20 protein-coding genes are annotated in these 22,437 nt (G+C 42.4%); 16 read left to right on the top strand and 4 right to left on the bottom strand.

Annotation, left to right across the window (positions count from 1 at the left end):
• The first annotated feature begins 5 nt into the window (after positions 1-5).
• From EKQ44_RS14325 to recN, 3 genes are all read left to right on the top strand, one after another.
• Complete coding sequence (locus tag EKQ44_RS14325) at positions 6-842, top strand: TlyA family RNA methyltransferase (RefSeq protein WP_237664229.1); 837 nt, start codon at positions 6-8, stop codon at positions 840-842.
• Positions 843-950: 108 nt separating this feature from the next.
• The gene (gene ahrC / locus EKQ44_RS14330) at positions 951-1,400 is read left to right on the top strand and encodes a transcriptional regulator AhrC/ArgR (RefSeq protein ID WP_237664230.1); all 450 of its coding nucleotides are present in this window, start codon (positions 951-953) and stop codon (positions 1,398-1,400) included.
• Positions 1,401-1,422: 22 nt separating this feature from the next.
• The gene (gene recN / locus EKQ44_RS14335) at positions 1,423-3,129 is read left to right on the top strand and encodes a DNA repair protein RecN (RefSeq protein ID WP_237664231.1); all 1,707 of its coding nucleotides are present in this window, start codon (positions 1,423-1,425) and stop codon (positions 3,127-3,129) included.
• Between the two features lie 25 nt (positions 3,130-3,154).
• On the opposite strand, the gene EKQ44_RS14340 is transcribed toward recN, so the two are convergent.
• Positions 3,155-3,511, bottom strand: a complete 357-nt coding sequence (locus EKQ44_RS14340; protein ID WP_237664232.1) for a hypothetical protein — start codon at positions 3,509-3,511, stop codon at positions 3,155-3,157.
• A 202-nt stretch (positions 3,512-3,713) separates the two neighbouring features.
• On the opposite strand from EKQ44_RS14340, the gene spoIVB reads away from it, so the two are divergent.
• Both spoIVB and spo0A read left to right on the top strand, forming a co-directional pair.
• The gene (gene spoIVB, locus EKQ44_RS14345) at positions 3,714-5,009 is read left to right on the top strand and encodes a SpoIVB peptidase (RefSeq protein WP_237664233.1); all 1,296 of its coding nucleotides are present in this window, start codon (positions 3,714-3,716) and stop codon (positions 5,007-5,009) included.
• Between the two features lie 275 nt (positions 5,010-5,284).
• Positions 5,285-6,076, top strand: a complete 792-nt coding sequence (spo0A, locus tag EKQ44_RS14350) for a sporulation transcription factor Spo0A (protein ID WP_237664234.1) — start codon at positions 5,285-5,287, stop codon at positions 6,074-6,076.
• A gap of 107 nt (positions 6,077-6,183) precedes the next feature.
• On the opposite strand, the gene EKQ44_RS14355 is transcribed toward spo0A, so the two are convergent.
• Positions 6,184-6,330 (bottom strand): YycC family protein, encoded by a 147-nt coding sequence (locus EKQ44_RS14355; RefSeq protein WP_237664235.1) that lies wholly within the window; start codon positions 6,328-6,330, stop codon positions 6,184-6,186.
• Positions 6,331-6,421: 91 nt separating this feature from the next.
• Here EKQ44_RS14355 and EKQ44_RS14360 point away from each other — a divergent pair, with 91 nt between their 5' ends.
• A complete protein-coding gene (locus EKQ44_RS14360) occupies positions 6,422-7,147 on the top strand; it encodes a glycerophosphodiester phosphodiesterase (RefSeq protein WP_237664341.1) in 726 nt (241 codons plus the stop codon).
• A 24-nt stretch (positions 7,148-7,171) separates the two neighbouring features.
• Here EKQ44_RS14360 and EKQ44_RS14365 read toward each other — a convergent pair whose 3' ends face one another.
• Entirely contained in the window at positions 7,172-7,420 is a 249-nt protein-coding gene (locus EKQ44_RS14365; protein WP_237664236.1) for a DUF2627 domain-containing protein, read from the bottom strand.
• A gap of 190 nt (positions 7,421-7,610) precedes the next feature.
• On the opposite strand from EKQ44_RS14365, the gene EKQ44_RS14370 reads away from it, so the two are divergent.
• From EKQ44_RS14370 to EKQ44_RS14410, 9 genes are all read left to right on the top strand, one after another.
• On the top strand, positions 7,611-9,662 hold the full coding sequence (locus EKQ44_RS14370; protein WP_237664237.1) for a sigma-54 interaction domain-containing protein: 2,052 nt from the start codon (positions 7,611-7,613) through the stop codon (positions 9,660-9,662).
• Positions 9,663-9,798: 136 nt separating this feature from the next.
• Positions 9,799-10,698, top strand: a complete 900-nt coding sequence (gene yqiS / locus EKQ44_RS14375) for a phosphate butyryltransferase (RefSeq protein ID WP_237664238.1) — start codon at positions 9,799-9,801, stop codon at positions 10,696-10,698.
• A 220-nt stretch (positions 10,699-10,918) separates the two neighbouring features.
• Entirely contained in the window at positions 10,919-12,022 is a 1,104-nt protein-coding gene (gene bcd / locus EKQ44_RS14380) for a Leu/Phe/Val dehydrogenase (protein WP_237664239.1), read from the top strand.
• A 74-nt stretch (positions 12,023-12,096) separates the two neighbouring features.
• Positions 12,097-13,224: a butyrate kinase gene (gene buk, locus EKQ44_RS14385; protein ID WP_237664240.1), complete on the top strand. Its 1,128-nt coding sequence runs from the start codon at positions 12,097-12,099 to the stop codon at positions 13,222-13,224.
• A gap of 16 nt (positions 13,225-13,240) precedes the next feature.
• Entirely contained in the window at positions 13,241-14,665 is a 1,425-nt protein-coding gene (lpdA, locus tag EKQ44_RS14390) for a dihydrolipoyl dehydrogenase (RefSeq protein WP_237664241.1), read from the top strand.
• A gap of 55 nt (positions 14,666-14,720) precedes the next feature.
• Entirely contained in the window at positions 14,721-15,713 is a 993-nt protein-coding gene (locus tag EKQ44_RS14395; protein WP_237664242.1) for a thiamine pyrophosphate-dependent dehydrogenase E1 component subunit alpha, read from the top strand.
• A gap of 12 nt (positions 15,714-15,725) precedes the next feature.
• Complete coding sequence (locus EKQ44_RS14400) at positions 15,726-16,709, top strand: alpha-ketoacid dehydrogenase subunit beta (RefSeq protein ID WP_064098284.1); 984 nt, start codon at positions 15,726-15,728, stop codon at positions 16,707-16,709.
• A gap of 220 nt (positions 16,710-16,929) precedes the next feature.
• Positions 16,930-18,285 (top strand): dihydrolipoamide acetyltransferase family protein, encoded by a 1,356-nt coding sequence (locus EKQ44_RS14405; RefSeq protein ID WP_237664243.1) that lies wholly within the window; start codon positions 16,930-16,932, stop codon positions 18,283-18,285.
• A gap of 537 nt (positions 18,286-18,822) precedes the next feature.
• On the top strand, positions 18,823-19,884 hold the full coding sequence (locus tag EKQ44_RS14410; RefSeq protein ID WP_237664244.1) for a DmpA family aminopeptidase: 1,062 nt from the start codon (positions 18,823-18,825) through the stop codon (positions 19,882-19,884).
• Between the two features lie 59 nt (positions 19,885-19,943).
• Here EKQ44_RS14410 and EKQ44_RS14415 read toward each other — a convergent pair whose 3' ends face one another.
• Positions 19,944-20,372 carry a hypothetical protein gene (locus EKQ44_RS14415; protein WP_237664245.1) on the bottom strand — a complete coding sequence of 143 codons (429 nt, stop codon included), beginning with the start codon at positions 20,370-20,372 and terminating at the stop codon, positions 19,944-19,946.
• Between the two features lie 204 nt (positions 20,373-20,576).
• Between EKQ44_RS14415 and EKQ44_RS14420 the strand changes: the two genes are divergently transcribed.
• Positions 20,577-22,436: a methylmalonyl-CoA mutase family protein gene (locus tag EKQ44_RS14420; protein WP_237664246.1), complete on the top strand. Its 1,860-nt coding sequence runs from the start codon at positions 20,577-20,579 to the stop codon at positions 22,434-22,436.
• Position 22,437 lies beyond the last annotated feature (1 nt).

Raw genomic sequence — 22,437 nt, forward strand, 5'->3', positions numbered from 1 at the left:
CGGATATGGCAAAAAAAGAAAGAGTAGATGTACTCCTTGTGGAGCGCGGCCTTGTGGAAACGCGGGAGAAAGCAAAGCGCTCCATAATGGCGGGACTTGTATATTCAAATGAACAACGGTTGGACAAACCTGGTGAAAAAGTGGCAACAGATGCACCGCTTAGCGTCAAGGGGAACCTGATGCCATATGTAAGCCGTGGTGGGTTGAAACTGGAGAAAGCGCTGAAAGTCTTTGGCTTGAACGTGAAGGATAAGATCCTCCTTGATATTGGTGCATCCACAGGAGGTTTTACCGACTGTGCCCTACAAAATGGTGCAAAATTGAGCTATGCACTCGACGTCGGCTACAACCAGCTGGCGTGGAAATTACGACAGGATGAACGGGTCGTCGTGATGGAACGGACCAATTTCCGTTATGTAACACCTGTTGATTTGAACGAAGGGATGCCTGAATTCGCGAGCATCGACGTTTCCTTCATCTCCTTAAAATTGATTCTTCCTGTATTAAAAACGTTACTGGTACCTGAAAGTGATGTGGTTGCTTTAGTGAAACCCCAGTTTGAAGCGGGAAGAGAACAGGTTGGGAAAAAAGGGATTGTCAGAGACCCTAAGACCCATCAGGCGGTCATGCAGAAGATTATAGACTTTAGCTTAAAAGAAGGCTATGATGTGATGAATGCTTCCTTCTCTCCTATAACGGGAGGTGAGGGGAATATTGAATTCCTTCTTCACCTGCAATGGAATGGGCATACAGAAGAAAGCTCACAGAACAATCTTCAGGTAACCATACCTGATCTGGTCGCAGATGCCCACCAACAACTGAAGGTCGAAAAAGGGGAATAACTAATATGGTTGTTCCTTTTTTCTTGGCTAACTGTTTTACATAGAATAAGGTTTGAATTAACATAGAGCTAGGTAATAAAGGTTACATAGACAATAAGGGGTGCCAACATGACAAAGGGCCAAAGACATATTAAAATCAGAGAATTGATTACGAACAGTGAAATCGAAACCCAAGACGAGCTTGTCGACCGCTTGAAAAGCTTAGGATTCAATGTGACCCAAGCGACGGTTTCTAGAGACATAAAAGAGTTGCATCTTGTAAAAGTTCCGCTTTTGGATGGTAGATATAAATACAGCCTGCCTGCTGACCAACGTTTCAATCCATTGCAAAAACTGAAGCGCTCTTTGATGGATGCGTTTGTCAAAATAGATATAGCCGGTCACATGATTGTCATGAAAACAATGCCGGGTAATGCCAATGCCATCGGTGTTCTCATTGATAATCTTGATTGGTCGGAAATACTCGGAACCATTTGTGGGGACGACACGTGCCTGATCATCTGCCGAACGCCGGAAGATGCAAAGAATTTATCCGACCGCTTTATTAATATGCTATAAAAACACCCAAGGAAGTGATGGTATGATTGCTGAATTGACAATCAAAAACTTTGCTATTATTGAATCTCTTTCCATCTCATTTGAAAAAGGGCTCACGGTATTGACAGGGGAAACCGGCGCTGGTAAATCCATTATCATTGATGCCATCCACTTGCTGGCAGGGGGGAGGGGTTCTCATGAGTTTGTTCGTTTCGGTGAAAAAAGAGCAGAGTTAGAAGGTTTATTCCTGCTTGAAAATGATAGTCATCCTGCCTATGGGGTCTGCAAGGAACTGGGCATTGAAATTGAAGATGAAATGGTCGTTTTACGAAGAGAAATCCATGCAACCGGTAAAAGTGTGTGCCGTGTGAATGGCAAGCTGGTCACCATTGCACTTTTAAGAGAAGTGGGACAAACATTAGTGGACATTCATGGACAACATGAACACCAAGAGCTGATGGATCCGGATCTTCATTTGTTGCTTTTAGATCAGTTTGGTGGCACTGCTGTTCAAAAAGAACTACAGTCATATAGCAACGTATACAAGTCCTATAAGGATGTGGAAAAAAGGCTGCTTGAGCTAACAGATAATGAACAGAAGGTTGCCCACCGCCTTGATTTGCTTCAATTCCAGGCAGATGAAATCAGCAGTGCGGAATTAAGTGTGAATGAAGAGGACGAGCTCCTCGAAGAAAGAAATAAAATCAGCAATTATGAGCGTCTTTATCAGTCCCTGAATAACTGTTATTATGCCATGCATGGTGAACAGAAGGGACTTGACTGGATTGGCCAGGCGATGTCGGAATCAGAAGGTCTCGAGGAAATCGATAAAAACCTCAAAGATGTTCACGAAATCATATCAAATTCCTATTATCAATTAGAGGAATTATCCTATCGTATCAGGGATGAAATAGATCAGCTCGAGTTTGATCCGAATCGTCTTGATTTTATTGAAGGCAGATTAAATGAAATTAAGCAGTTGAAGCGTAAATACGGAAGCACCGTTTCTGAAATTCTGGAGTACGCCTCTAAAATAGAAGAGGAACTGGAGACCCTACAAAACAGGGATTCACATATTCACCATCTTCAAGAATCCTTGGAATCGTTAAAGCAGGACCTTGCGCTAGAAGCCAAATCTTTAACAGACGCACGGAGGAAAGCTTCTGAAAAGCTTATGAAGAGCATCCATAAGGAGCTTAAAGATCTTTATCTGGAAAAAGCGATCTTTGATGTTAACATGGAACTGAAAAAAGAAAAGTCCTCAGGCGATGTATTGTTCGGCAAAAATGGCGTGGATGACGTGGAGTTCTATCTTACGACTAACCCAGGTGAGCCGTTAAAGCCGATGGCAAAGGTCGCCTCAGGTGGAGAGCTTTCTCGGATCATGCTTGCATTGAAGAGTATATTCTCCAGGCACCAAGGGATCACATCCATCATTTTTGATGAAGTCGATACAGGCGTCAGTGGCAGGGTGGCACAGTCCATAGCGGAGAAAATTTATCAGGTTTCTGTGGGTTCGCAAGTCCTTTGCATTTCCCACTTGCCACAAGTTGCAGCAATGTCCGACACCCATCTATTCATCAGCAAGGAAGTTTCCGGCAAACGCACTAAAACCAAGGTGCGTGGTCTGGATCAAGATGAAAAGATTCGGGAAATCGGAAGAATGATTTCGGGTGTGGAGATAACTTCGTTAACGAAAGAGCATGCACGAGAGCTTTTGGAGATTGCGGGAAGTATTAAGCAAGGGTAAGGACGTTTTAGGAAAGCCGTTCACATTAGATGATGATGTGGACGGCTTTTTTGAGGGCGTGACATGGAACGCAAGGCGAAAATTCGCTTATATTTTTGTGTTTTTGAGGGTGATTTTCAGAAAAAAACCATTCGGACAAATTGCTTGGGTATTCGGATAATTGGAGGTGCATTATTGGGAAGGTTCGGACAAGATATTCTGTGGTTTGGACAAGTATGAAGCGGGGTTTGGACATTTCATTTTGAGGTTCGGACAAGAATAAAAAAACTTTGGATAACTTTTGAAAATCTTTGGACAAAAATGCGGAAACTTCGGTCAACAATCGAAAAACTTCGGACATTTCCTCTGAAACAGCGAATGCAAGCGACATGCTCATCATCATCAACTGTACTCTTTAAAAGACATTACATAATTTCCACGTTCTCACATCCCCAATAATTATCCCCGCTCACCTCATATAACATAACTATCCATAATGGGTAGCATTTAAATTAATATCGTTGTTATAAATGTGGCCTGACAAGGCAAAATTATATAATGTAGCCATGAATGGTGTGGGATAGGACCGAGGAGAGTGAAAATGTTTGAGAGAAGATATAATTAGAAAAATTGTTGGTGTATTTCTCCTTGTTTCAGTCATGGTATTATGTGTAAGTCAGCCATTTAAAGAGTATGTCCAAATCCCAAATAATATAACGATGTTTGAAGGACAAGGATTACATTTCCAGTCGTCCGTACCGGTGACTGCCAAGATAAATGAAAATTCTTCCTCCTCTCTCGGGATCGAGACAGACCATAAAACGTTAGCACTTAACGGAAAACAAGCAGGAGAAGGTCAGGTTGTTTTGCAGCTTGCCGGTGTTCCTGTCAAACAGGTGAATGTAGATGTCATACCGGAATATAAAGTGTATCCGGGTGGTCAATCCATTGGAGTGAAATTAAACACATTGGGTGTTCTGGTTGTCGGCCACCACCAGGTCGATACGGAAGAAGGTAAACAATCACCTGGAGAAATTGCGGGTATCCAAGTAGGCGACATTATTACAAAAATCAACGGCAAAACCATCGAGCAGATGAGTGATGTTGCTCCATTTGTACAAGAGTCCGGCAAGACCGGTAATCCCCTTGATGTTGTCATCACACGAGAAAAAGAAACCATTAACACAAAGCTTATTCCTTTAAAAGACAAACAGGACAGTTCATTCAGGATTGGACTTTATATTAGAGATTCGGCTGCCGGAATTGGAACCATGACCTTCTATGACCCGATTACCATGAAATATGGAGCATTAGGCCATGTGATTTCAGATATGGATACTAAAAAGCCAATTGTCGTTCAAGACGGCCAGATTGTCCGATCGACCGTTACCTCCATTGATAAGGGAAGCAATGGAGTACCGGGTGAAAAGCTTGCAAGGTTTTCCAACGATAGATCGGCAATCGGTGATATCTCTAGAAACAGCCCGTTCGGGATCTTCGGAACGCTTAACAAAGATATTGAGAATGGCATCATGGACAAAGCCTTGCCAATCGCGTTGTCGACAGAAGTGAAAGAAGGACCTGCTAAAATTCTGACCGTTGTGGATGGAGATAAAGTGGAAGAATTTGATGTGGAAGTAGTGAGTAGCATCCCTCAGAAATTCCCTGCCACTAAGGGGATGGTCATTAAAATCACAGATCCGGTCCTCTTAGAAAAGACAGGTGGAATTGTGCAAGGGATGAGTGGAAGTCCAATCATTCAGAATGGCAAAGTGATTGGTGCTGTCACCCACGTATTTGTAAATGATTCGACAAGCGGGTATGGCGTTCATATAGAATGGATGCTGAACGAAGCCGGAATAGACATTTATCAAAAAGATAAAGAGGAGAAAGTGGGCTGAAAAAGCTCGCTTTTTTCTTTTATTATGAGATAAATTACGTTATGATGTAAAAATGATAAAGATTATTCGACAAAAGTTCCAGTAAATGTAAGGTTTTGCGTATTACGTCGAATTTAAGAGTATTCTGGAGAAAAATAAAGATAATATATAATTTTTAAGGTTTTTTAATTTTTTTAAAGGAAAAGAGGTTGCATTGTCGAATTTAACATTTAGAATAAAAATAAGGCTTAATTGCTTTTCAAGAAAGTATAGGGACTGAGGAGGAAACTAGTTATATGAAAATTAAAGTATGTGTCGTTGATGATAATCGTGAGTTGGTAGGTCTATTGGAAGAGTACATTTCAGCGCAAGAGGACATGGAAGTTGTAGGGGTAGCTCACAATGGTCAAGAATGTCTTCAGTTGCTTCAAGATAAAAATCCTGATGTTTTAGTTCTCGATATAATCATGCCTCACCTTGATGGTTTGGGTGTTCTTGAAAAAATGCGTTCATTGACTTTGGAAAAGTCGCCTAATGTCATTATGTTGACAGCTTTCGGGCAGGAAGACGTAACGAAAAAGGCAGTCGATTTAGGGGCATCCTACTTTATTTTAAAACCTTTTGATATGGAGAACCTTGTTAGTAACATCCGTCAAGTGAGCGGTAAAGCATCACCTATCCTTAAGAGATCCAACTCGTCTTCTGTCCGTTCCTCCAGCCCAGAAAACAAAGGTAGAAATCTCGATGCGAATATCACAAGTATCATTCACGAGATTGGTGTTCCTGCCCACATTAAAGGGTACCTATACTTACGTGAAGCAATATCTATGGTATATAACGATATCGAATTATTGGGATCCATCACAAAGGTTTTATATCCTGATATCGCCAAAAAATACAATACCACAGCTAGCCGAGTAGAACGTGCGATTCGACATGCAATCGAAGTTGCGTGGTCCCGCGGGAATATCGACAGCATCTCTTCCCTTTTTGGTTATACAGTTTCCATGTCCAAGGCCAAGCCAACAAACAGTGAGTTCATTGCAATGGTTGCGGACAAGCTGCGATTGGAGCATAGGGCTTCCTGAGAGGGTAAGGAATCTAATTAGGTAAAGTAAAAAACCCAACATGCGAACCGGTATGTTGGGTTTGTTATTGTTACATATAATTTTATCCGGGTATATAAGGACAATTACTACTTTTCTTCAGCTTCACTTCGCTCCAATTCCACAAGCTTCTGAATGAGAATATGTTGTGGTAGATGCATTACTTGTTCAATGGGAACATCCAAGGCTTTAGCGAGCTTTTGAGCAGTTTCTGCGGATATTTGTAGTGGGCGCATGTCGGTTCACCTCTCTTCAACTAAGATTTTACTAAATGATACGTATGTTTACAATTTTTTCTGGGATATGAAAAATGAAGGGTGATAAATGATGACGAAAATTTTTGGACATAGGGGCTCAGCTGGTACCCATCCGGAAAATACCATGATCAGCTTCGAACAAGCATACAAAGATGGAGCCGATGGCATTGAGCTTGATGTACAACTTAGTAAAGATGGCATTCCGGTTGTCATTCATGATGAAAAAGTAAACAGGACGACGGATGGAAAAGGATTGGTCAAAGACTTGTCCCTGTTGGAACTTAAACAACTAAATGCGGTCCATAAATTCAAAAAACTGTACAAACAAGCAGAAATACCAACTTTAGAAGAGGTTTTGGAGTGGGCTAGTAAAAAGCAAACGATCGTAAATATCGAGCTGAAAAATAGTATAGTACCTTATTCCGGGATGGAAGAGAAAGTATTGGATTTGATTAATAGGTACAATATGAAGCATCTGATCATCTTTTCGAGCTTTAATCATTATAGTATCGCGCGATTACACGCACTTGCACCGGAATTGGAAAAGGCAGTGTTGTATATGGAAGGAATTTATAAACCGTGGGACTACACAAAATGGGTCGGAGGAAATGGTATTCATCCACATATTAAAGCGGCTACGCCAAGTATTATCCAACGGGCACAAGCTGCGGGAGTCCCTGTCCGTCCATTTACAGTAAATGATGAAAAAATGATGAAAAGACTGTTTGATGAGGGTTGTGCAGGTTTTTTCACAGATTATCCCAAGATAGCTGTACAATTAAAATACCAAAATTAAAACCGCTGAGTGATCAGCGGTTTTTTATTTTCCATTCTCTTTCTTTTGAAACCTCTTTTGTACATTATTGCGCTTCCTATCTCGGTAAAAGATGAAACCAGCCACAAACCACAAGCCTATCAGGAAAAATAGGAATCCAATAATGAATTGCAAAGTTAGGGACGGAATAAGGGGATGGGCGATATTGAAGACCATATCACGCATAAGTTTTATTCCATATACGGCAATGATACCTGGGATTAATAAAATAATTAGAGCGACTATTCGTTGCATATCTATTGTTGGCCTCACTTTCAAAGCTTTCGACTTATATTATAGCAGAAATTATCTTGCACAGAAGAGGAAAAAGAATTATGATAAAAGTGTGCAAGAAATTTCACACCTTTTATAGAACACTGTGAATTTTCTTTCAATTTACTTATTAGTAAGAGAAATAAATGTATCCGGTGTAGAGGGGTTTTATATGCAGACGGTATTAGTAGTTGGCGCTGGTAAAGGTGGCTCTGCGATTTTAAAAATGTTAACGCATTCAGGAATGTTCAATCTCCTTGCTGTGGTCGATGTAAACCAAGCTGCACCTGGGTTGTCGTTAGCAAAAGAAATGGGGATAAAGATAGGGTCCGACTGGAAGGAATTCCTTTCTGAGAAAATCGATATCATTATTGAAGCTACAGGCTCTGATGAAGTTTTTCGAGAAATTCGAGATGCGAAGAATAAGAAAACGGTTCTTGTACCTGGAACGGTAGCTCATATTACCGCTACTTTGGTGGAAGAAAAAGAAGAATTGATCGCGAAAATGAAATATGAATCCCATAAGAGAGATCTCATCTTTAATCTATTGCATGATGGATTGATGGTTGTTGATCAAACAGGGAAGGTAATCATCTATAACAAAAGTGCAGAGAAAATTGTGGGAATAAAAAAAGCGCATATGTTGGGTCAGCATATACTTGAAAATATTCCGACTAGTCGTTTGCAAGAAGTGATACATACACAAAAGGTAGAAAAAAATAAAGAAATGTTGCTTGAAAACGGCAAGAAGATCATTACCACCAGATCTCCTTTAATTGATGAGGATGGGATGGTCATCGGAGCATTTGCGGTTTTTAAGGATATAACAGAAGTCATGAATCTTGCAGAGGAAGTTACCAACCTGAAAGGCATTCAGACGATGCTAGAAGCGATCATACAATCTTCGGATGAAGCTATATCGGTAGTGGATGAATTTGGTCGAGGGTTAATGATAAACCCTGCTTACTCTAGACTGACTGGACTAGAAGAAGGACAGGTCATAGGAAAACCTGCGACGGCCGATATTTCCGAAGGGGAAAGTATGCATATGAAGGTGCTTGAAACAAGGCGAGCCGTCCGAGGGGTGAACCTAAAGGTAGGTCCTTCGAAGAAAGAAGTAATTGTTAATGTAGCACCAATCATAGTGGATGGAAAGCTTAAGGGGAGTGTAGGTGTCATCCATGATGTCTCTGAAATCCAAACGCTGACAACTGAGCTTGACCGGGCGAGACAGATTATAAGAACGCTTGAAGCTAAATATTCATTTGAAGATATCATTGGATCTTCTGAAGAAATGGGGCTAGCAATCGAGCAGGCAAAGCTTGGGGCAAAGACTCCAGCGACGGTTCTTTTGCGAGGGGAGTCGGGAACAGGGAAAGAATTGTTTGCGCATGCCATTCATAATGCGAGTAATCGGAAATATAACAAATTCATTCGTGTGAATTGTGCTGCCTTATCTGAGTCGTTACTGGAAAGTGAGTTGTTTGGATATGAGGAGGGTGCATTTTCCGGTGCAAAGCGTGGCGGTAAGAAGGGGCTTTTTGAAGAGGCGAACAACGGCAGTATTTTCCTTGATGAAATTGGGGAATTGTCGGCCAACACACAAGCAAAACTATTAAGGGTATTACAAGAAAATGAGATTATCCGTGTGGGTGGCACTAAGTCCATATCGATAAATGTCCGGGTCATCGCAGCAACGAATGTCAACCTTGAAAAGGGAATTGCGAATGGTTCATTTCGGGAGGATCTTTATTACAGGTTGAATAGGATGCCGATCCATATTCCCCCGCTTCGGAAAAGAAAAGAAGATATTGAAGCGTTGAGTGAACATCTCATCCGAAAAATCAATCAAGATTATGGAAGAAATGTAGAAGGACTAACCCCAAGAGCCATCAATCATCTTGCAGCATATGATTGGCCTGGGAATGTGAGGGAGCTTGAGAATGTACTGGGACGGGCAATCATTTTCATGAAATTTAATGAAGTGTTTATTGATACAGAACATATCCCTCCGCTTGCAACAAGTGGGGATAAAGTTTCCCAAGATTCTACAGAAGCTGTTGCAAGTGATTATACCCTCGCGGAAATGCTTGAAGGTTATGAGGCGAAAATAATTCAGAAGACCTTGAAGAAGAATAAAGGAAACAAAACGAGAACTGCCAAAGAACTCGGGGTTTCTATTCGAAATCTTTATTATAAAATGGAGAAGTTTTCGATTGAATAATATTGCCTGCAAATAATTGCATGGTATGAAATGATTTGCAGATTCATTCATTTGTAAATAAAGCGTTTTCAATAAAATGAAGTTGGCACGCTTCTTGCATAAGTAATATTGGAGTAGAAAGGAAGGGTTGAGAATTATGAAACTAGAGGAACTTATCACCAAAGCAACCCAGCTCACCTCAAAGGTGGTAGCGATTGCAGCTGCGGAAGATGAAGAAGTGATCGAAGCAGTTTCTCACGCCTTAAACAAACAGTTGGCTTCATTTATATTGTTTGGGAATGAGGATAAAATAATTGCATTACTGAAGGAACACAATATCGATCCATCACATCAAGCGTTGGATATAGTAGCAGCTGAAGGTGCAAAGAAAGCTTCAGAACTTGCAGTGAAAGCTGTATCAAGCGGGAAAGCGGACGTCTTGATGAAAGGGAATGTACCGACCGCAGCCATACTGAAAGAAGTATTGAATAAGGAATACGGTCTGCGTACTGGAAATGTCCTTTCCCATGTGGCGGCATTTGAGGTGCCAGGCTACGACCAACTTATATTTGTGACGGATGCAGCAATGAATGTGGATCCAGATCTTAATCAAAAGGTTCAAATCGTACAAAACTCCGTACAGGTGGCAAGAGCATTAGGTATTGATCAGCCGAAAGTTGCGCCTTTAGCAGCAGTAGAAGTAGTAAACCCTGCCATGCAAGCAACTGTTGATGCAGCCTTACTTACACAAATGAATAATAGAGGACAAATCAAAAACTGTATCGTCGATGGGCCATTAGCGCTGGATAATGCCATTTCAGCACTTGCAGCAGAGCATAAAGGAATCAAAAGTGAAGTGGCAGGACAAGCGGACATCCTGTTTGTACCAACCATTGAAGTTGGGAATGTCCTATATAAATCATTGATATATTTTGCAAAAGCAAAAGTCGGCGCAATCATCGCCGGCGCTAAAGCACCAATTGTGTTAACATCCAGAGCCGATTCAGCTGAGAGTAAATTAAACTCCTTGGCACTAGCGGTTTGCTCTGTTAAATAAACACTCTGTCAGTAGCTAAGATTCATTAAATTTAGCTGGTGATTGGAGCACGGGGCGTAGACTCCAGAGGAAGGTAGCGCTTAGTGGAGACCCCGCAGGCTTGCCGAGGAGGCTCCACAAGCGCCCCGCGGAAAGCGAAGCCATGTGCGGAAATCACCAACAGTATACAACAGAGACCATCACATTAAAATTATTTACTATCTTGGGGAGGAATTTTATCATGGAAATTTTCAAATATATGGAGACTTACGACTACGAGCAATTGGTGATCTGCCAAGACAAACAATCCGGACTAAAAGCAATCATCGCCATTCACGATACAACACTTGGGCCAGCACTTGGTGGAACACGCATGTGGACATACGCAAACGAAGGTGCAGCAATTGAAGATGCACTTCGCCTAGCAAAAGGGATGACATACAAAAACGCTGCAGCTGGATTAAATCTTGGCGGCGGTAAAACAGTTATCATCGGTGACCCACGCACAGACAAAAACGAAGAAATGTTCCGCGCTTTCGGCCGTTACATTCAAGGATTAAACGGACGCTACATCACAGCAGAAGATGTTGGAACAACTGTTGCTGACATGGACTTGATCTATGAAGAAACAGACTATGTAACAGGTGTATCTCCTGCATTCGGTTCTTCCGGTAACCCATCTCCTGTAACAGCATTTGGTGTATACCGCGGAATGAAAGCTGCAGCGAAAGAAGCATTCGGAACTGATTCATTAGAAGGTAAAGTGGTAGCAGTTCAAGGTGTAGGAAATGTGGCATTCAACCTTTGCCGTCATCTGCACGAAGAAGGTGCACAACTAATCGTAACGGATATCAATAAAGAGGCGGTTAACAGAGCAGTAGAAGAGTTTGGTGCAAAAGCTGTAGACATCAACGACATCTACAGTGTTGATTGTGACATTTATGCACCATGTGCTCTTGGTGCGACGATCAACGACGAGACAATTCCACAATTAAAAGCAAGAGTAATCGCTGGTGCAGCAAACAACCAATTGCTTGATACGAAACACGGGGATATCATCCATGAAATGGGCATCGTGTACGCCCCTGACTATGTAATCAATGCTGGTGGAGTTATCAACGTTGCAGATGAGCTATACGGTTATAACCGTGAGCGTGCAATGAAAAAAGTAGAAGGAATCTACGACAACATCGAGAGAGTTATTGAAATTGCAAAACGTGACGGCATCCCAACTTACCGCGCAGCAGATCGCTTAGCTGAAGAGCGCATTGAGCGTATGAAAAATTCCCGTAGTCAATTTTTACAAAACGGACATCATATTTTAAGCCGTCGTAACGGACGCTAATATAGAAAATATAAGTATCTCAGAAGGGGCAAACGAAGTGAACGTATCATTCACTCGTTTGCCGTCCGTCTGAAATGGAGGTTTCAACAGTGTTAGAAAAGGAATATCGCATACTTGTCATCAATCCAGGATCCACATCAACGAAAATCGGCGTATTTGATAATGAACGCTCTGTTTTTGAGAAAACTTTACGTCACGATAGCGAAACGATTAATTCCTTTGCAAGTATTTATGATCAATATGAATTTAGAAAAACGACCATTCTTGAAACATTGGACCAAGAAGGTATCAATATATCGAAGCTTAGTGCAGTATGTGGGCGTGGTGGACTTTTACGCCCAATCGAAGGTGGGACATACTCCGTTAATAAAGAAATGTTACATGACTTAAAGATTGGATTTGCAGGGCAACATGCATCCAACCTTGGTGGAATCATCGCTTATGAGATTGCGACAGGATTAAATATTCCATCCTTTATCGTCGATCCTGTGGTAGTGGATGAGCTTTCCGACATTGCCCGTATCACAGGTTTCTCCTTGATTGAGCGAAAAAGCATCTTTCATGCACTGAACCAAAAAGCAGTGGCGCGCAGAGTAGCCAAAGACCTTGGGAAAAAGTATGAAGATTTAAATCTGATCGTCACCCATATGGGCGGGGGAATCACCGTCGGTACACACGTTGGAGGAAGAGTTGTCGATGTGAACAATGGACTTCATGGAGACGGCCCGTTCAGTCCAGAGCGTGCTGGAACGGTACCGGCCGGTGACCTTGTATCACTTTGCTTCTCAGGTGATTATTACCGTGATGAAATTATGAAAAAACTAGTAGGACAGGGCGGACTTGTTGGATACCTTGGAACAAACGATGCCGTAAAAGTGGAACAGATGATAGAAGCGGGCGATGGGAATGCTGCTCTAGTATATGATGCGATGGCCTATCAGGTTGCCAAAGAAATCGGTTCAGCAAGTGCAGTGCTTGCGGGTAAAGTGGATGCGATCATTTTGACTGGTGGACTTGCCTATGGAAAAGGTTTTGTTAAACAGATCTCCGAACGAATCAGCTGGATTGCAGATGTTATCGTACAACCAGGCGAAAACGAATTGCAAGCTCTAACAGAAGGTGCACTACGCGTATTGCGTGGTGAAGAACAAGCAAAAGAATACCCAGGTACGGTTGTAGACACAAAAGTAGTACAGAGCTAGAAGGGAGCAAGGAATAATGGCACAAGAATATGATTTAGTCATCCTAGGTGGCGGAACAGGCGGGTATGTCGCGGCTATACGTGCATCTCAACTTGGCTTAAAAACAGCAGTAGTAGAAAAGAAAAAAATCGGTGGAACATGCCTGCATGCAGGGTGTATTCCAAGTAAAGCATTACTTCGCAGTGCAGAGGTATTTGCGCAAACGAAGAATAGTGAAGAGTTCGGTGTTATCTCTGGTGAAGTGAAATTGGACTTCTTCAAAGTGCAAGAACGTAAACAAAAAATCATCGATCAACTACATGGTGGCGTACAGCATTTGATGAAGCAAGGGAAAATTGATGTATTTTACGGAACAGGTCGCATCCTAGGACCTTCCATTTTCTCACCAATGCCTGGCACCATTTCCGTTGAGTTCGAAAACGGTGATGAAAATGAAATGTTAATCCCCAAAAACGTGATCGTAGCCACAGGTTCCCGTCCTCGTTCCCTACCTGGACTTGAAATCGATGGCAATCAGGTGATGACTTCTGATGAAGCATTAGCGTTAGAAGAACTTCCGAAATCCATCATCATCGTTGGTGGCGGGGTTATCGGTATTGAGTGGGCGTCCATGCTAGATGATTTTGGTGTGGAAGTAACGGTACTTGAGTATGCAGATCGCGTATTGCCAACAGAAGACAAAGAAGTTTCCAAAGAAATGCAGCGTCTATTGAAAAAGCGCGGCATCAAAGTAGTAACAAGTGCGAAGGTTCTTCCAGAAACACTGGAAAAAGCAGACGGATCTGTAACCATCAAAGCCGAGCATAAAGGAGAAGAGAAATCCTTCACTGCAGAAAAGATGCTGGTATCCGTTGGTCGTCAAGCTAATGTAGAAGGCATTGGCCTTGAAAATACAGACATCCAAGTGGAAAAAGGATTCATCAAAACGAATGACCATTTCCAAACGAAAGAATCTCACATTTACGCTATCGGAGATGTTATCGGTGGTCTGCAACTGGCACATGTTGCTTCCCATGAAGGAATTGTGGCAGTAGAGCATATGGCAAACGAAAATCCTGCACCAATCGACTATTCGATGATCTCAAAATGCGTATACTCTAGCCCTGAAGTGGCGTCCGTTGGTTATACGGAAGAAGAAGCAAAAGAAAAAGGCTTTGAAGTAAAAACAGGTAAGTTCTCTTTCCGTGCAATTGGAAAAGCACTTGTTTACGGGGAGTCTGACGGCTTTGTGAAACTGGTAGTAAACAAAGAAAACGACGATATACTTGGTGTTCACATGATCGGTCCACATGTTACCGATATGATTTCTGAAGCAGGTCTTGCAAGAGTTCTTGATGCAACACCATGGGAAATCGGCCACACCATCCACCCACATCCATCCCTTTCCGAAGCAATCGGCGAAGCGGCCCTAGCGGTAGATGGGAAAGCGATACATTCTTAAAACTAGAAATGGGAGCTACCCGCTCCCAACTCTCTACATATAGGAGGTAAATATAATGGCAGAAAATCGTCACGAAGCTCTTGGGCTTACAGATGAAAATGTACTAGAAATGTTTGAAACAATGTTAATGGCGCGCCGTATTGACGAGCGCATGTGGTTACTGAACCGCGCAGGGAAAATCCCATTCGTAATCTCTTGCCAAGGTCAAGAAGCAGCTCAAGTAGGAGCGGCATTCGCTTTAGACCGTGAAAAAGACTATGTATTACCATACTACCGTGACATGGGTGTCGTTCTTACATTCGGCATGACAGCCACGGAATTGATGCTTTCCGGTTTCGCAAAAGCGGAAGATCCAAACTCAGGCGGACGTCAAATGCCTGGTCACTTCGGTCAAAAGAAAAACAGAATCGTAACCGGTTCTTCACCAGTAACAACACAAGTTCCACACGCAGTAGGAGTGGCACTTGGTGGCCGTTTAGAAGGAAAAGACCTTTGTACGTTTGTAACGTTTGGTGAAGGTTCCTCCAACCAAGGGGACTTTCATGAAGGTGCTAACTATGCAGCAGTTCACAAGCTACCAGTTATCTTCATGTGCGAAAACAACAAATACGCAATATCCGTTCCTTACGAAAAGCAAGTGGCATGTGAGAAAATCTCTGACCGTGCAATCGGATACGGAATGCCTGGTATTACAGTTGACGGAAACGACCCGCTTGAAGTTTATGCAGCAGTGAAAGAAGCGGCAGATCGCGGGCGACGTGGAGATGGTCCTACACTTGTAGAAGCAATTTCCTACCGTTTGACTCCTCACTCCAGTGACGATGATGACCGCGCATATCGTGAGCGTGACGAAGTGGATGCAGCTAAAGCGAAAGATCCGATCATCAGTTTTGCAGCTTACTTAAAAGAAGTTGGCGTTCTAACAGATGAAAAAGAGAAAGAAATCAATGACAAAATTGCAAAAGAAGTAAACGACGCTACAGAATATGCAGAAAATGCTCCATATGCAGATGCTGAATCCGCAATGAAGCATGTCTACGCAGAGTAAGGGGGAACCATCATGGCAGTTATTTCTTATATAGATGCAGTAACAATGGCAATCCGTGAAGAGATGGAACGTGATTCTAAAGTATTTGTTCTTGGAGAAGACGTAGGAAGAAAGGGTGGAGTATTTAAAGCCACTACTGGCCTTTACGACCAATTTGGGGAAGATAAAGTCATCGACACACCTCTAGCGGAATCCGCAATCGCTGGTGTGGCAATCGGTGCGGCAATGTACGGCATGCGTCCAATTGCAGAAATGCAGTTCGCTGATTTTATCATGCCTGCAGTAAACCAAATCATTTCAGAAGCGGCTAAAATCCGTTACCGCTCCAACAACGACTGGACTTGTCCACTAGTTGTTCGTGCTCCATACGGTGGGGGAGTTCACGGTGCACTTTACCACTCTCAATCCGTTGAGGCAGTGTTCGCGAACCAGCCTGGTTTAAAAATTGTTATGCCTTCTACTCCTTATGATGTAAAAGGATTATTAAAAGCAGCTATCCGTGACGAAGATCCAGTTCTATTCTTCGAGCACAAACGTGCATACCGTCTAATCAAAGGTGAAGTACCAACAGATGATTACGTACTACCAATCGGTAAAGCAGATGTAAAACGCGAAGGCGAAGACATTACAGTCATCACGTACGGTCTTTGCGTACACTTTGCACTGCAAGCGGCAGAGCGCCTTGCACAAGACGGAATCTCCGCTCACATTCTAGATTTACGTACGGTGTATCCGCTTGATAAAGAAGCAATCATGGAAGCGGCATCTAAAACAGGTAAAGTACTCCTGCTTACAGAGGATACAAAAGAAGGAAGCATCATGAGTGAAGTGTCTGCAATCATCGCAGAGAACTGCTTATTCGACCTTGATGCACCAATCATGCGCCTTGCTGGCCCTGACGTACCTGCAATGCCATATGCACCAACTATGGAGAAATACTTCATGGTTAACCCAGACAAAGTAGAAAAAGCGATGCGCGAGCTAGCTCAGTACTAATAGCTGATTTTTAAGTGGAAGAGTGAACGATTGGTAATGTTGATTTTCATGCAGTTGATTGTAGTGAAAGGAGCTTGACTCCTGCGGGAGGAAGGGACATGGGAGACCCCGAAAGGCGTAGCCTGAGGAGGCTCCCGGATCGCCCGCGGAAAGCAAGCTCTTGGAACGGAAATCAACTGCACAGTTCAACAGAGCCCACTGATTAAAGGAGGTTCTCATCATGGCAGTAGAAAAAATCACCATGCCACAGCTTGGGGAAAGCGTAACTGAAGGTACAATCAGCCGCTGGATCGTAAGCGTAGGCGACAAAGTAAACAAATACGACCCTCTAGCAGAGGTCATGACTGATAAAGTTAATGCAGAAATTCCATCTTCTTTTACAGGAACAATCAAAGAACTTGTAGCGGAAGACGGTGACACACTGGCAGTAGGAGAAATCATCTGCTATATCGAAACAGAAGGTGGCGGAGAAGCAGAAGCAACTGCAGACGCACCGAAAGAAGAAAGTGCACCAGCAGCTGCATCTGCACCAGCAGCAAAATCTGAAGCTCCATCAGCACCAGCTACTAAAGAGGATGCAGACGCACCCAACAAGCGTCGTTATTCCCCTGCAGTTCTACGTCTTGCACAAGAAAACGGTGTAGATCTTGAGCAAGTAAAAGGAAGTGGCGCAGGCGGACGTATTACAAGAAAAGACATCCAAGCGGTGATCGATTCCGGTAACATTCCAACTGCTGATTCCAAGCCGGCAGCGGCTCAAGCTCCAGCAGCGGAAGCTCCGAAAGTAGAAAAAGCAGCACCAGCGGCTCCAACAGCACCGGCAGCAGCAAGTGCACCAAAAGCTGCTCAACCAGTGAACGTACCAGTGGAAGCAGGAGATATCGAAATCCCTGTAACAGGCGTCCGTAAAGCAATCGCAGCAAACATGCTGCGCAGCAAACATGAAGCGCCGCATGCTTGGACGATGATCGAAGTGGACGCAACAAACCTTGTAGAATACCGCAACTCATTGAAGAGTGAATTCAAGAAAAAAGAAGGCTACAACCTTACGTTCTTCGCATTCTTCGTAAAAGCCGTTGCACAAGCATTGAAAGAATTCCCACAAATCAACTCCATGTGGGCTGGCGACAAAATCGTCCAAAAGAAAGACATCAACATCTCCATCGCCGTTGCAACAGACGACGCACTTTATGTGCCGGTTATCCGCAACGCTGATGAAAAAACAATCAAAGGTATCGCACGTGAAATCACAGAGCTTGCCAACAAAGTTCGCGCTGGTAAACTAACATCTGCAGAAATGCAAGGTGGAACATTTACCGTGAACAACACTGGTTCTTTCGGTTCTGTTCAATCACAAGGCATCATCAACTACCCACAGGCAGCAATCCTGCAAGTGGAATCCATCGTGAAACGTCCTGTTGTCATGGACCACGGCATGATCGCTGTTCGTGACATGGTAAACTTATGTATGTCTCTTGACCACCGAGTACTTGATGGTCTTGTATGCGGACGCTTCCTGGCGCGCGTTAAAGAAATCATCGAGAAAATGTCTAAAGAGAATACTTCGATCTATTAATATCTAGGAAACCGACAAGATCCCGGTTAGGGGGTTTTGTCGGTTTTTGATTGTTAAAGAAAATATAGAATCGTTCCATTGGATGGATTCTGTCTATGCTTGTTTGTGACACTGCTACTGATGAAAAGATGGTATATTTTATTGGTGAATACCTATATTTTATAGCATTTTATAGTATTTTATAGTGAGAATTTGGGTTCAGACACTCTTCTTCTCCCTATGGACAAATTGCGGTGGAATCAACCAAGGGATCGGACAAAATACCGAGGAGTTCGGATAACCTTTACTGGAGCTTCGGACTATTAGATTTAAGGTTTGGACATAAATTGGAAAACTTTGGACAACTATCGGCTTTCTTCGGCCAACTATCCGAAATCTTCGGACAAAAACCAAAAATCTTCGGACAATTGTACAGATCAACCACCTTCACCTTCTTACATATACACCAATATTCATTGTCTCTTTAAACACATGCCTAATTGGATTAATGTGGTAATATAAAAGTAATCAGGAAGGGACTTGAAAGGAGACTTCACCATGTCACACCAAAAGAGAATAAGAGATTATGGCGTGAAAGTGGGAAAGATGAAAACTGGCCCAAATAACGCCATCACGGATGTAAAGGGAGTTACAGTTGGACATGTTACACTTAGTGATGGGGATAAACAAACCGGTGTCACGGCCATCCTGCCACATCAAGGTAATACTTTTAAAGAAAAGCTAATTGCATCAAGCCATATAATTAATGGATTTGGTAAATCAATGGGTACCATTCAAATTATGGAGCTTGGTACATTAGAAACTCCAATCATTCTGACAAACACGCTAAGTATTGGGACGGCAGTAGATGCTGTATTTGACTATATGCTGGAACGGAATCCAGAAATCGGGCGGACAACAGGTACTGTCAACCCAGTTGTATGTGAGTGTAATGACATGGTATTGAATGATATTCGAGCTAGATTTGTTACAAAGGAGCATATTCTTGAAGCGCTGCATAACACCTCGTCTAAAGTGGAAGAAGGATCAGTAGGGGCTGGAAGGGGGATGCTTTGCTATTCTTTGAAAGGTGGGATTGGAACTTCTTCGAGAGAGATGGAGCTGCAACAAGGGACATATACGATGGGGGTCTTGGTGTTGACCAACTTCGGTAGTTTGAGTGACTTAACCATAGGTGGTAAATGTATAGGGGAACAAATGGAAGAAGCCTTACGAGAACCTGTCACGGAAGAGGACAAAGGTTCCATTATTATCATTGTCGGTACAGATCTTCCCGTATCTGAACGACAACTAAATAGGATTATAAAAAGAACGGTCACTGGATTGTCCCGGACAGGTTCCATAATTACCACGGGGAGTGGAGAAGTCGTGATTGGGTTTTCGACAGCTACAAAAATTCCTCATGACAAATCAGTTGATTGCATAACGGTTCCCATCATACATGAGGAAGATATTGATCTCGCTTTTCGGGCAATTGGGGAGGCGACAGAAGAAGCTGTGTTAAACTCATTGATTACCGCATCAAAAATCACAGGTAGAAACGGAAATGAAAGACCTACTTTAAAAGATTTATTGAAAGAACTTAATATTGATTTGTAAAATAGATCAGGCTAAAAAGCATTGCTTCTTAGCCTGTCTTGTCGAAAAGAATGGTTGCTTTATTTAACCCTTGAAAACATCTCATCCAACTCCCGCATCTTATCATAAGCCTCTACCAAATGGTCAGGTACGACCGTCCTTCCAAACACCCACGCATTCTTTTCGATTTGACGCATAAGGATTACTTTTTCATCTTCCCCTCCATACATCAAGATCCTCAAATCATGCTTGTTCTTTTTAAAATCCAGGTAATAGCCGACTTCATGAAAGAGTATGAGCTTCACAAAGTTTTCATCGGATTCCCTGATTTTATTATTTATCTTCGCTTTGTACCCGTTAATCTCCAAATAATTGAATTTAATCGTGTTGGTTGATATGTTAAAACTCATTGGTGCTTTTAACTTGTTATCAAATTCAAAATTAATATCTAAACCAAGCTCTTCTAGTGTCTCTTTAATTATGTTTTCAATATTCCATATGTATAACATCGCGACAAATCACTACCTTTTTAAAAAACTATCATTCATATAGTAAGTATAGTTTTTCTCATTATGGAATACCACCGAAAATAAGTAATTCCAATGCTTTCTTTATTTGCCGTGCCCACATAACTATATTAAAATAAATATATGAACTTTTGAAAAATTTAAATTTGTAAGCGATTACGCAATTGAGGGAACGAGGGGATGAAGGTGAATAGATTGAAAGAAATGAAGAACAATAGCTTCCCGAGAGTGACTATGGAAGAGTGGGTAGAGCAGGCAGAGAAAGCGTTAAAGGGGAAGCCTGTTACCAAACTCAACACCGATACATACGAAGGCATTACAAGAAAACCGGTATATACAGAAAACGATAGAAATGAACATGTCTCTAAAAATCTAATAGATAAGTCTGATTGGACAGTCAGTCAGCAACTATATGCATCTACTTCCTTTGAAGAATTAAATATTCAAGTAAAACAGGAACTAGAAAGTGGTTCGCAATCCATTCATTTTGCCACTTATCCATCAACGGAGCATAATGCTTTATTGATAAAAGACCAAACAGACCTTAAAACTTTACTAAAAGCTATTTCATTGAATGAAATAGCTCTCCAAGTGCATACCGGCCCCAGCGCAACTACATTCATCAATGCGTTGATTGATAGCGGGATGGAGACGAAAAACCTGCAAGGAATGATTGGGGCAGATCCTGTCGGCGAACTAGCAGCTACAGGCAGGCTGAGTCAACCCATAGAGCAGTATTATGACGATATGAAATCCAATATAGAGTGGAAAGTGAACAATGCCCCACACCTTAAAACAGTTTGGGTCCAGTCCAATGCCTATCACAACGGGGGAGCCAATGCTGTACAGGAGCTTGCGGCTGTCATGGCAACGGCCGTTGAATATTTGCAACAACTGATGAATAGAGGATTGACCATTGATGAAGCTTCCCAAGAAATAGCATTCACTTTTCCGGTAGGAAGTGACTTTTTCATGGAACTTAGCAAGCTGAGAGCGGCACGAGTGTTATGGACAAATATCGTGGAGGCGTTTGGAGGAAATGACAAAGCCCAGAAGATGACGGTCCATGCGACAACCTCTATGTTTACGAAATCTAATCTTGATCCGTACGTCAATATGCTCCGTTCGACAACAGAGGCATTCTCTGCAGCGATAGGAGGAGCAGACAGTATCAATGTAGATAGCTATCAGCAAGGTAACGACAATTTCTCACGCAGAATCGCAAGAAATACCCACTATATCTTAAAAGAAGAGAGCTTTTTAAATAAAGTAGTGGATCCAGCAGCAGGCTCTTATTACGTCGAAAACCTAACAAATCAATTGGCGGATGAGGCATGGAAGCTGTTTCAGGAACTGGACAAGCTGGGCGGGATTGTGGAAGCGTTGCGAACGAATTTTCTACAGGATCGTATTGCCGAGGTAAAAGAAAAGCGACTTAAGGATGCCCAAAGCAGGAAAAAAGTGTTGGTCGGAACTAATATGTATGCGAATCTTAAAGAGGAGCTAAATTGGCAAATAAGCACGCAACCTATTAAAGAAAATGAACATGCTCCAGTCAAGGTACAGGCCATTCAACCAATAAGGCTATCGGGTGCCTTTGAAAGCTTGCGTTACCAAGCGAAGATGTATCAGGAAAAACAAGGAACACCGCCTAAAGTTACCTTGATTAATCTTGGCTCATTAGCATCACATAAGCCACGAACTGACTTTGTATCAGGCTTCTTCCAGGTAGGAGGTCTTCAACCTGTCGTCAGTCCAAGTTTTGAAAATGCAAAAGAAATAGTGGAGTGGGTCTCTGCTCAAAACATCACTGGCTATGTATGCATTTGCGGCAGTGATGATACTTACGAAGAGTTGTTAAATGCTGCGGTGATGGCAGTTAATTCTCCTAACCGAAAAGTATTAGTTGCTGGCATACCTGAAGCAACTCGTCAGAAAGAGCTGCAGGAAATAGGGGTTAGTGATTTTATTCATATGCGCTCGAATTGTTATAAGCTATTACTAGAGATACATCAAGAAATGGGGTTGACCGACAATGAAGCCTGAT

It is taken from the genome of Sutcliffiella horikoshii, assembly GCF_021991925.1.
In the GTDB taxonomy this organism is placed as follows: Bacteria; Bacillota; Bacilli; order Bacillales; family Bacillaceae_I; genus Sutcliffiella_A; species Sutcliffiella_A horikoshii_F.

Coding starts and splice junctions, on each gene's coding strand:
- EKQ44_RS14360 (WP_237664341.1), top strand. CDS start 6,422: ATGACGAAAATTTTTGGACATAGGGGCTCAGCTGGTACCCATCCGGAA.
- bcd (WP_237664239.1), top strand. CDS start 10,919: ATGGAAATTTTCAAATATATGGAGACTTACGACTACGAGCAATTGGTG.
- spo0A (WP_237664234.1), top strand. CDS start 5,285: ATGAAAATTAAAGTATGTGTCGTTGATGATAATCGTGAGTTGGTAGGT.
- yqiS (WP_237664238.1), top strand. CDS start 9,799: ATGAAACTAGAGGAACTTATCACCAAAGCAACCCAGCTCACCTCAAAG.
- EKQ44_RS14370 (WP_237664237.1), top strand. CDS start 7,611: ATGCAGACGGTATTAGTAGTTGGCGCTGGTAAAGGTGGCTCTGCGATT.
- lpdA (WP_237664241.1), top strand. CDS start 13,241: ATGGCACAAGAATATGATTTAGTCATCCTAGGTGGCGGAACAGGCGGG.
- EKQ44_RS14365 (WP_237664236.1), bottom strand. CDS start 7,420: ATGCAACGAATAGTCGCTCTAATTATTTTATTAATCCCAGGTATCATT.
- EKQ44_RS14325 (WP_237664229.1), top strand. CDS start 6: ATGGCAAAAAAAGAAAGAGTAGATGTACTCCTTGTGGAGCGCGGCCTT.
- EKQ44_RS14340 (WP_237664232.1), bottom strand. CDS start 3,511: ATGATGATGAGCATGTCGCTTGCATTCGCTGTTTCAGAGGAAATGTCC.
- ahrC (WP_237664230.1), top strand. CDS start 951: ATGACAAAGGGCCAAAGACATATTAAAATCAGAGAATTGATTACGAAC.
- recN (WP_237664231.1), top strand. CDS start 1,423: ATGATTGCTGAATTGACAATCAAAAACTTTGCTATTATTGAATCTCTT.
- EKQ44_RS14355 (WP_237664235.1), bottom strand. CDS start 6,330: ATGCGCCCACTACAAATATCCGCAGAAACTGCTCAAAAGCTCGCTAAA.
- EKQ44_RS14395 (WP_237664242.1), top strand. CDS start 14,721: ATGGCAGAAAATCGTCACGAAGCTCTTGGGCTTACAGATGAAAATGTA.
- EKQ44_RS14405 (WP_237664243.1), top strand. CDS start 16,930: ATGGCAGTAGAAAAAATCACCATGCCACAGCTTGGGGAAAGCGTAACT.
- EKQ44_RS14400 (WP_064098284.1), top strand. CDS start 15,726: ATGGCAGTTATTTCTTATATAGATGCAGTAACAATGGCAATCCGTGAA.
- EKQ44_RS14410 (WP_237664244.1), top strand. CDS start 18,823: ATGTCACACCAAAAGAGAATAAGAGATTATGGCGTGAAAGTGGGAAAG.
- EKQ44_RS14415 (WP_237664245.1), bottom strand. CDS start 20,372: ATGTTATACATATGGAATATTGAAAACATAATTAAAGAGACACTAGAA.
- buk (WP_237664240.1), top strand. CDS start 12,097: ATGGAGGTTTCAACAGTGTTAGAAAAGGAATATCGCATACTTGTCATC.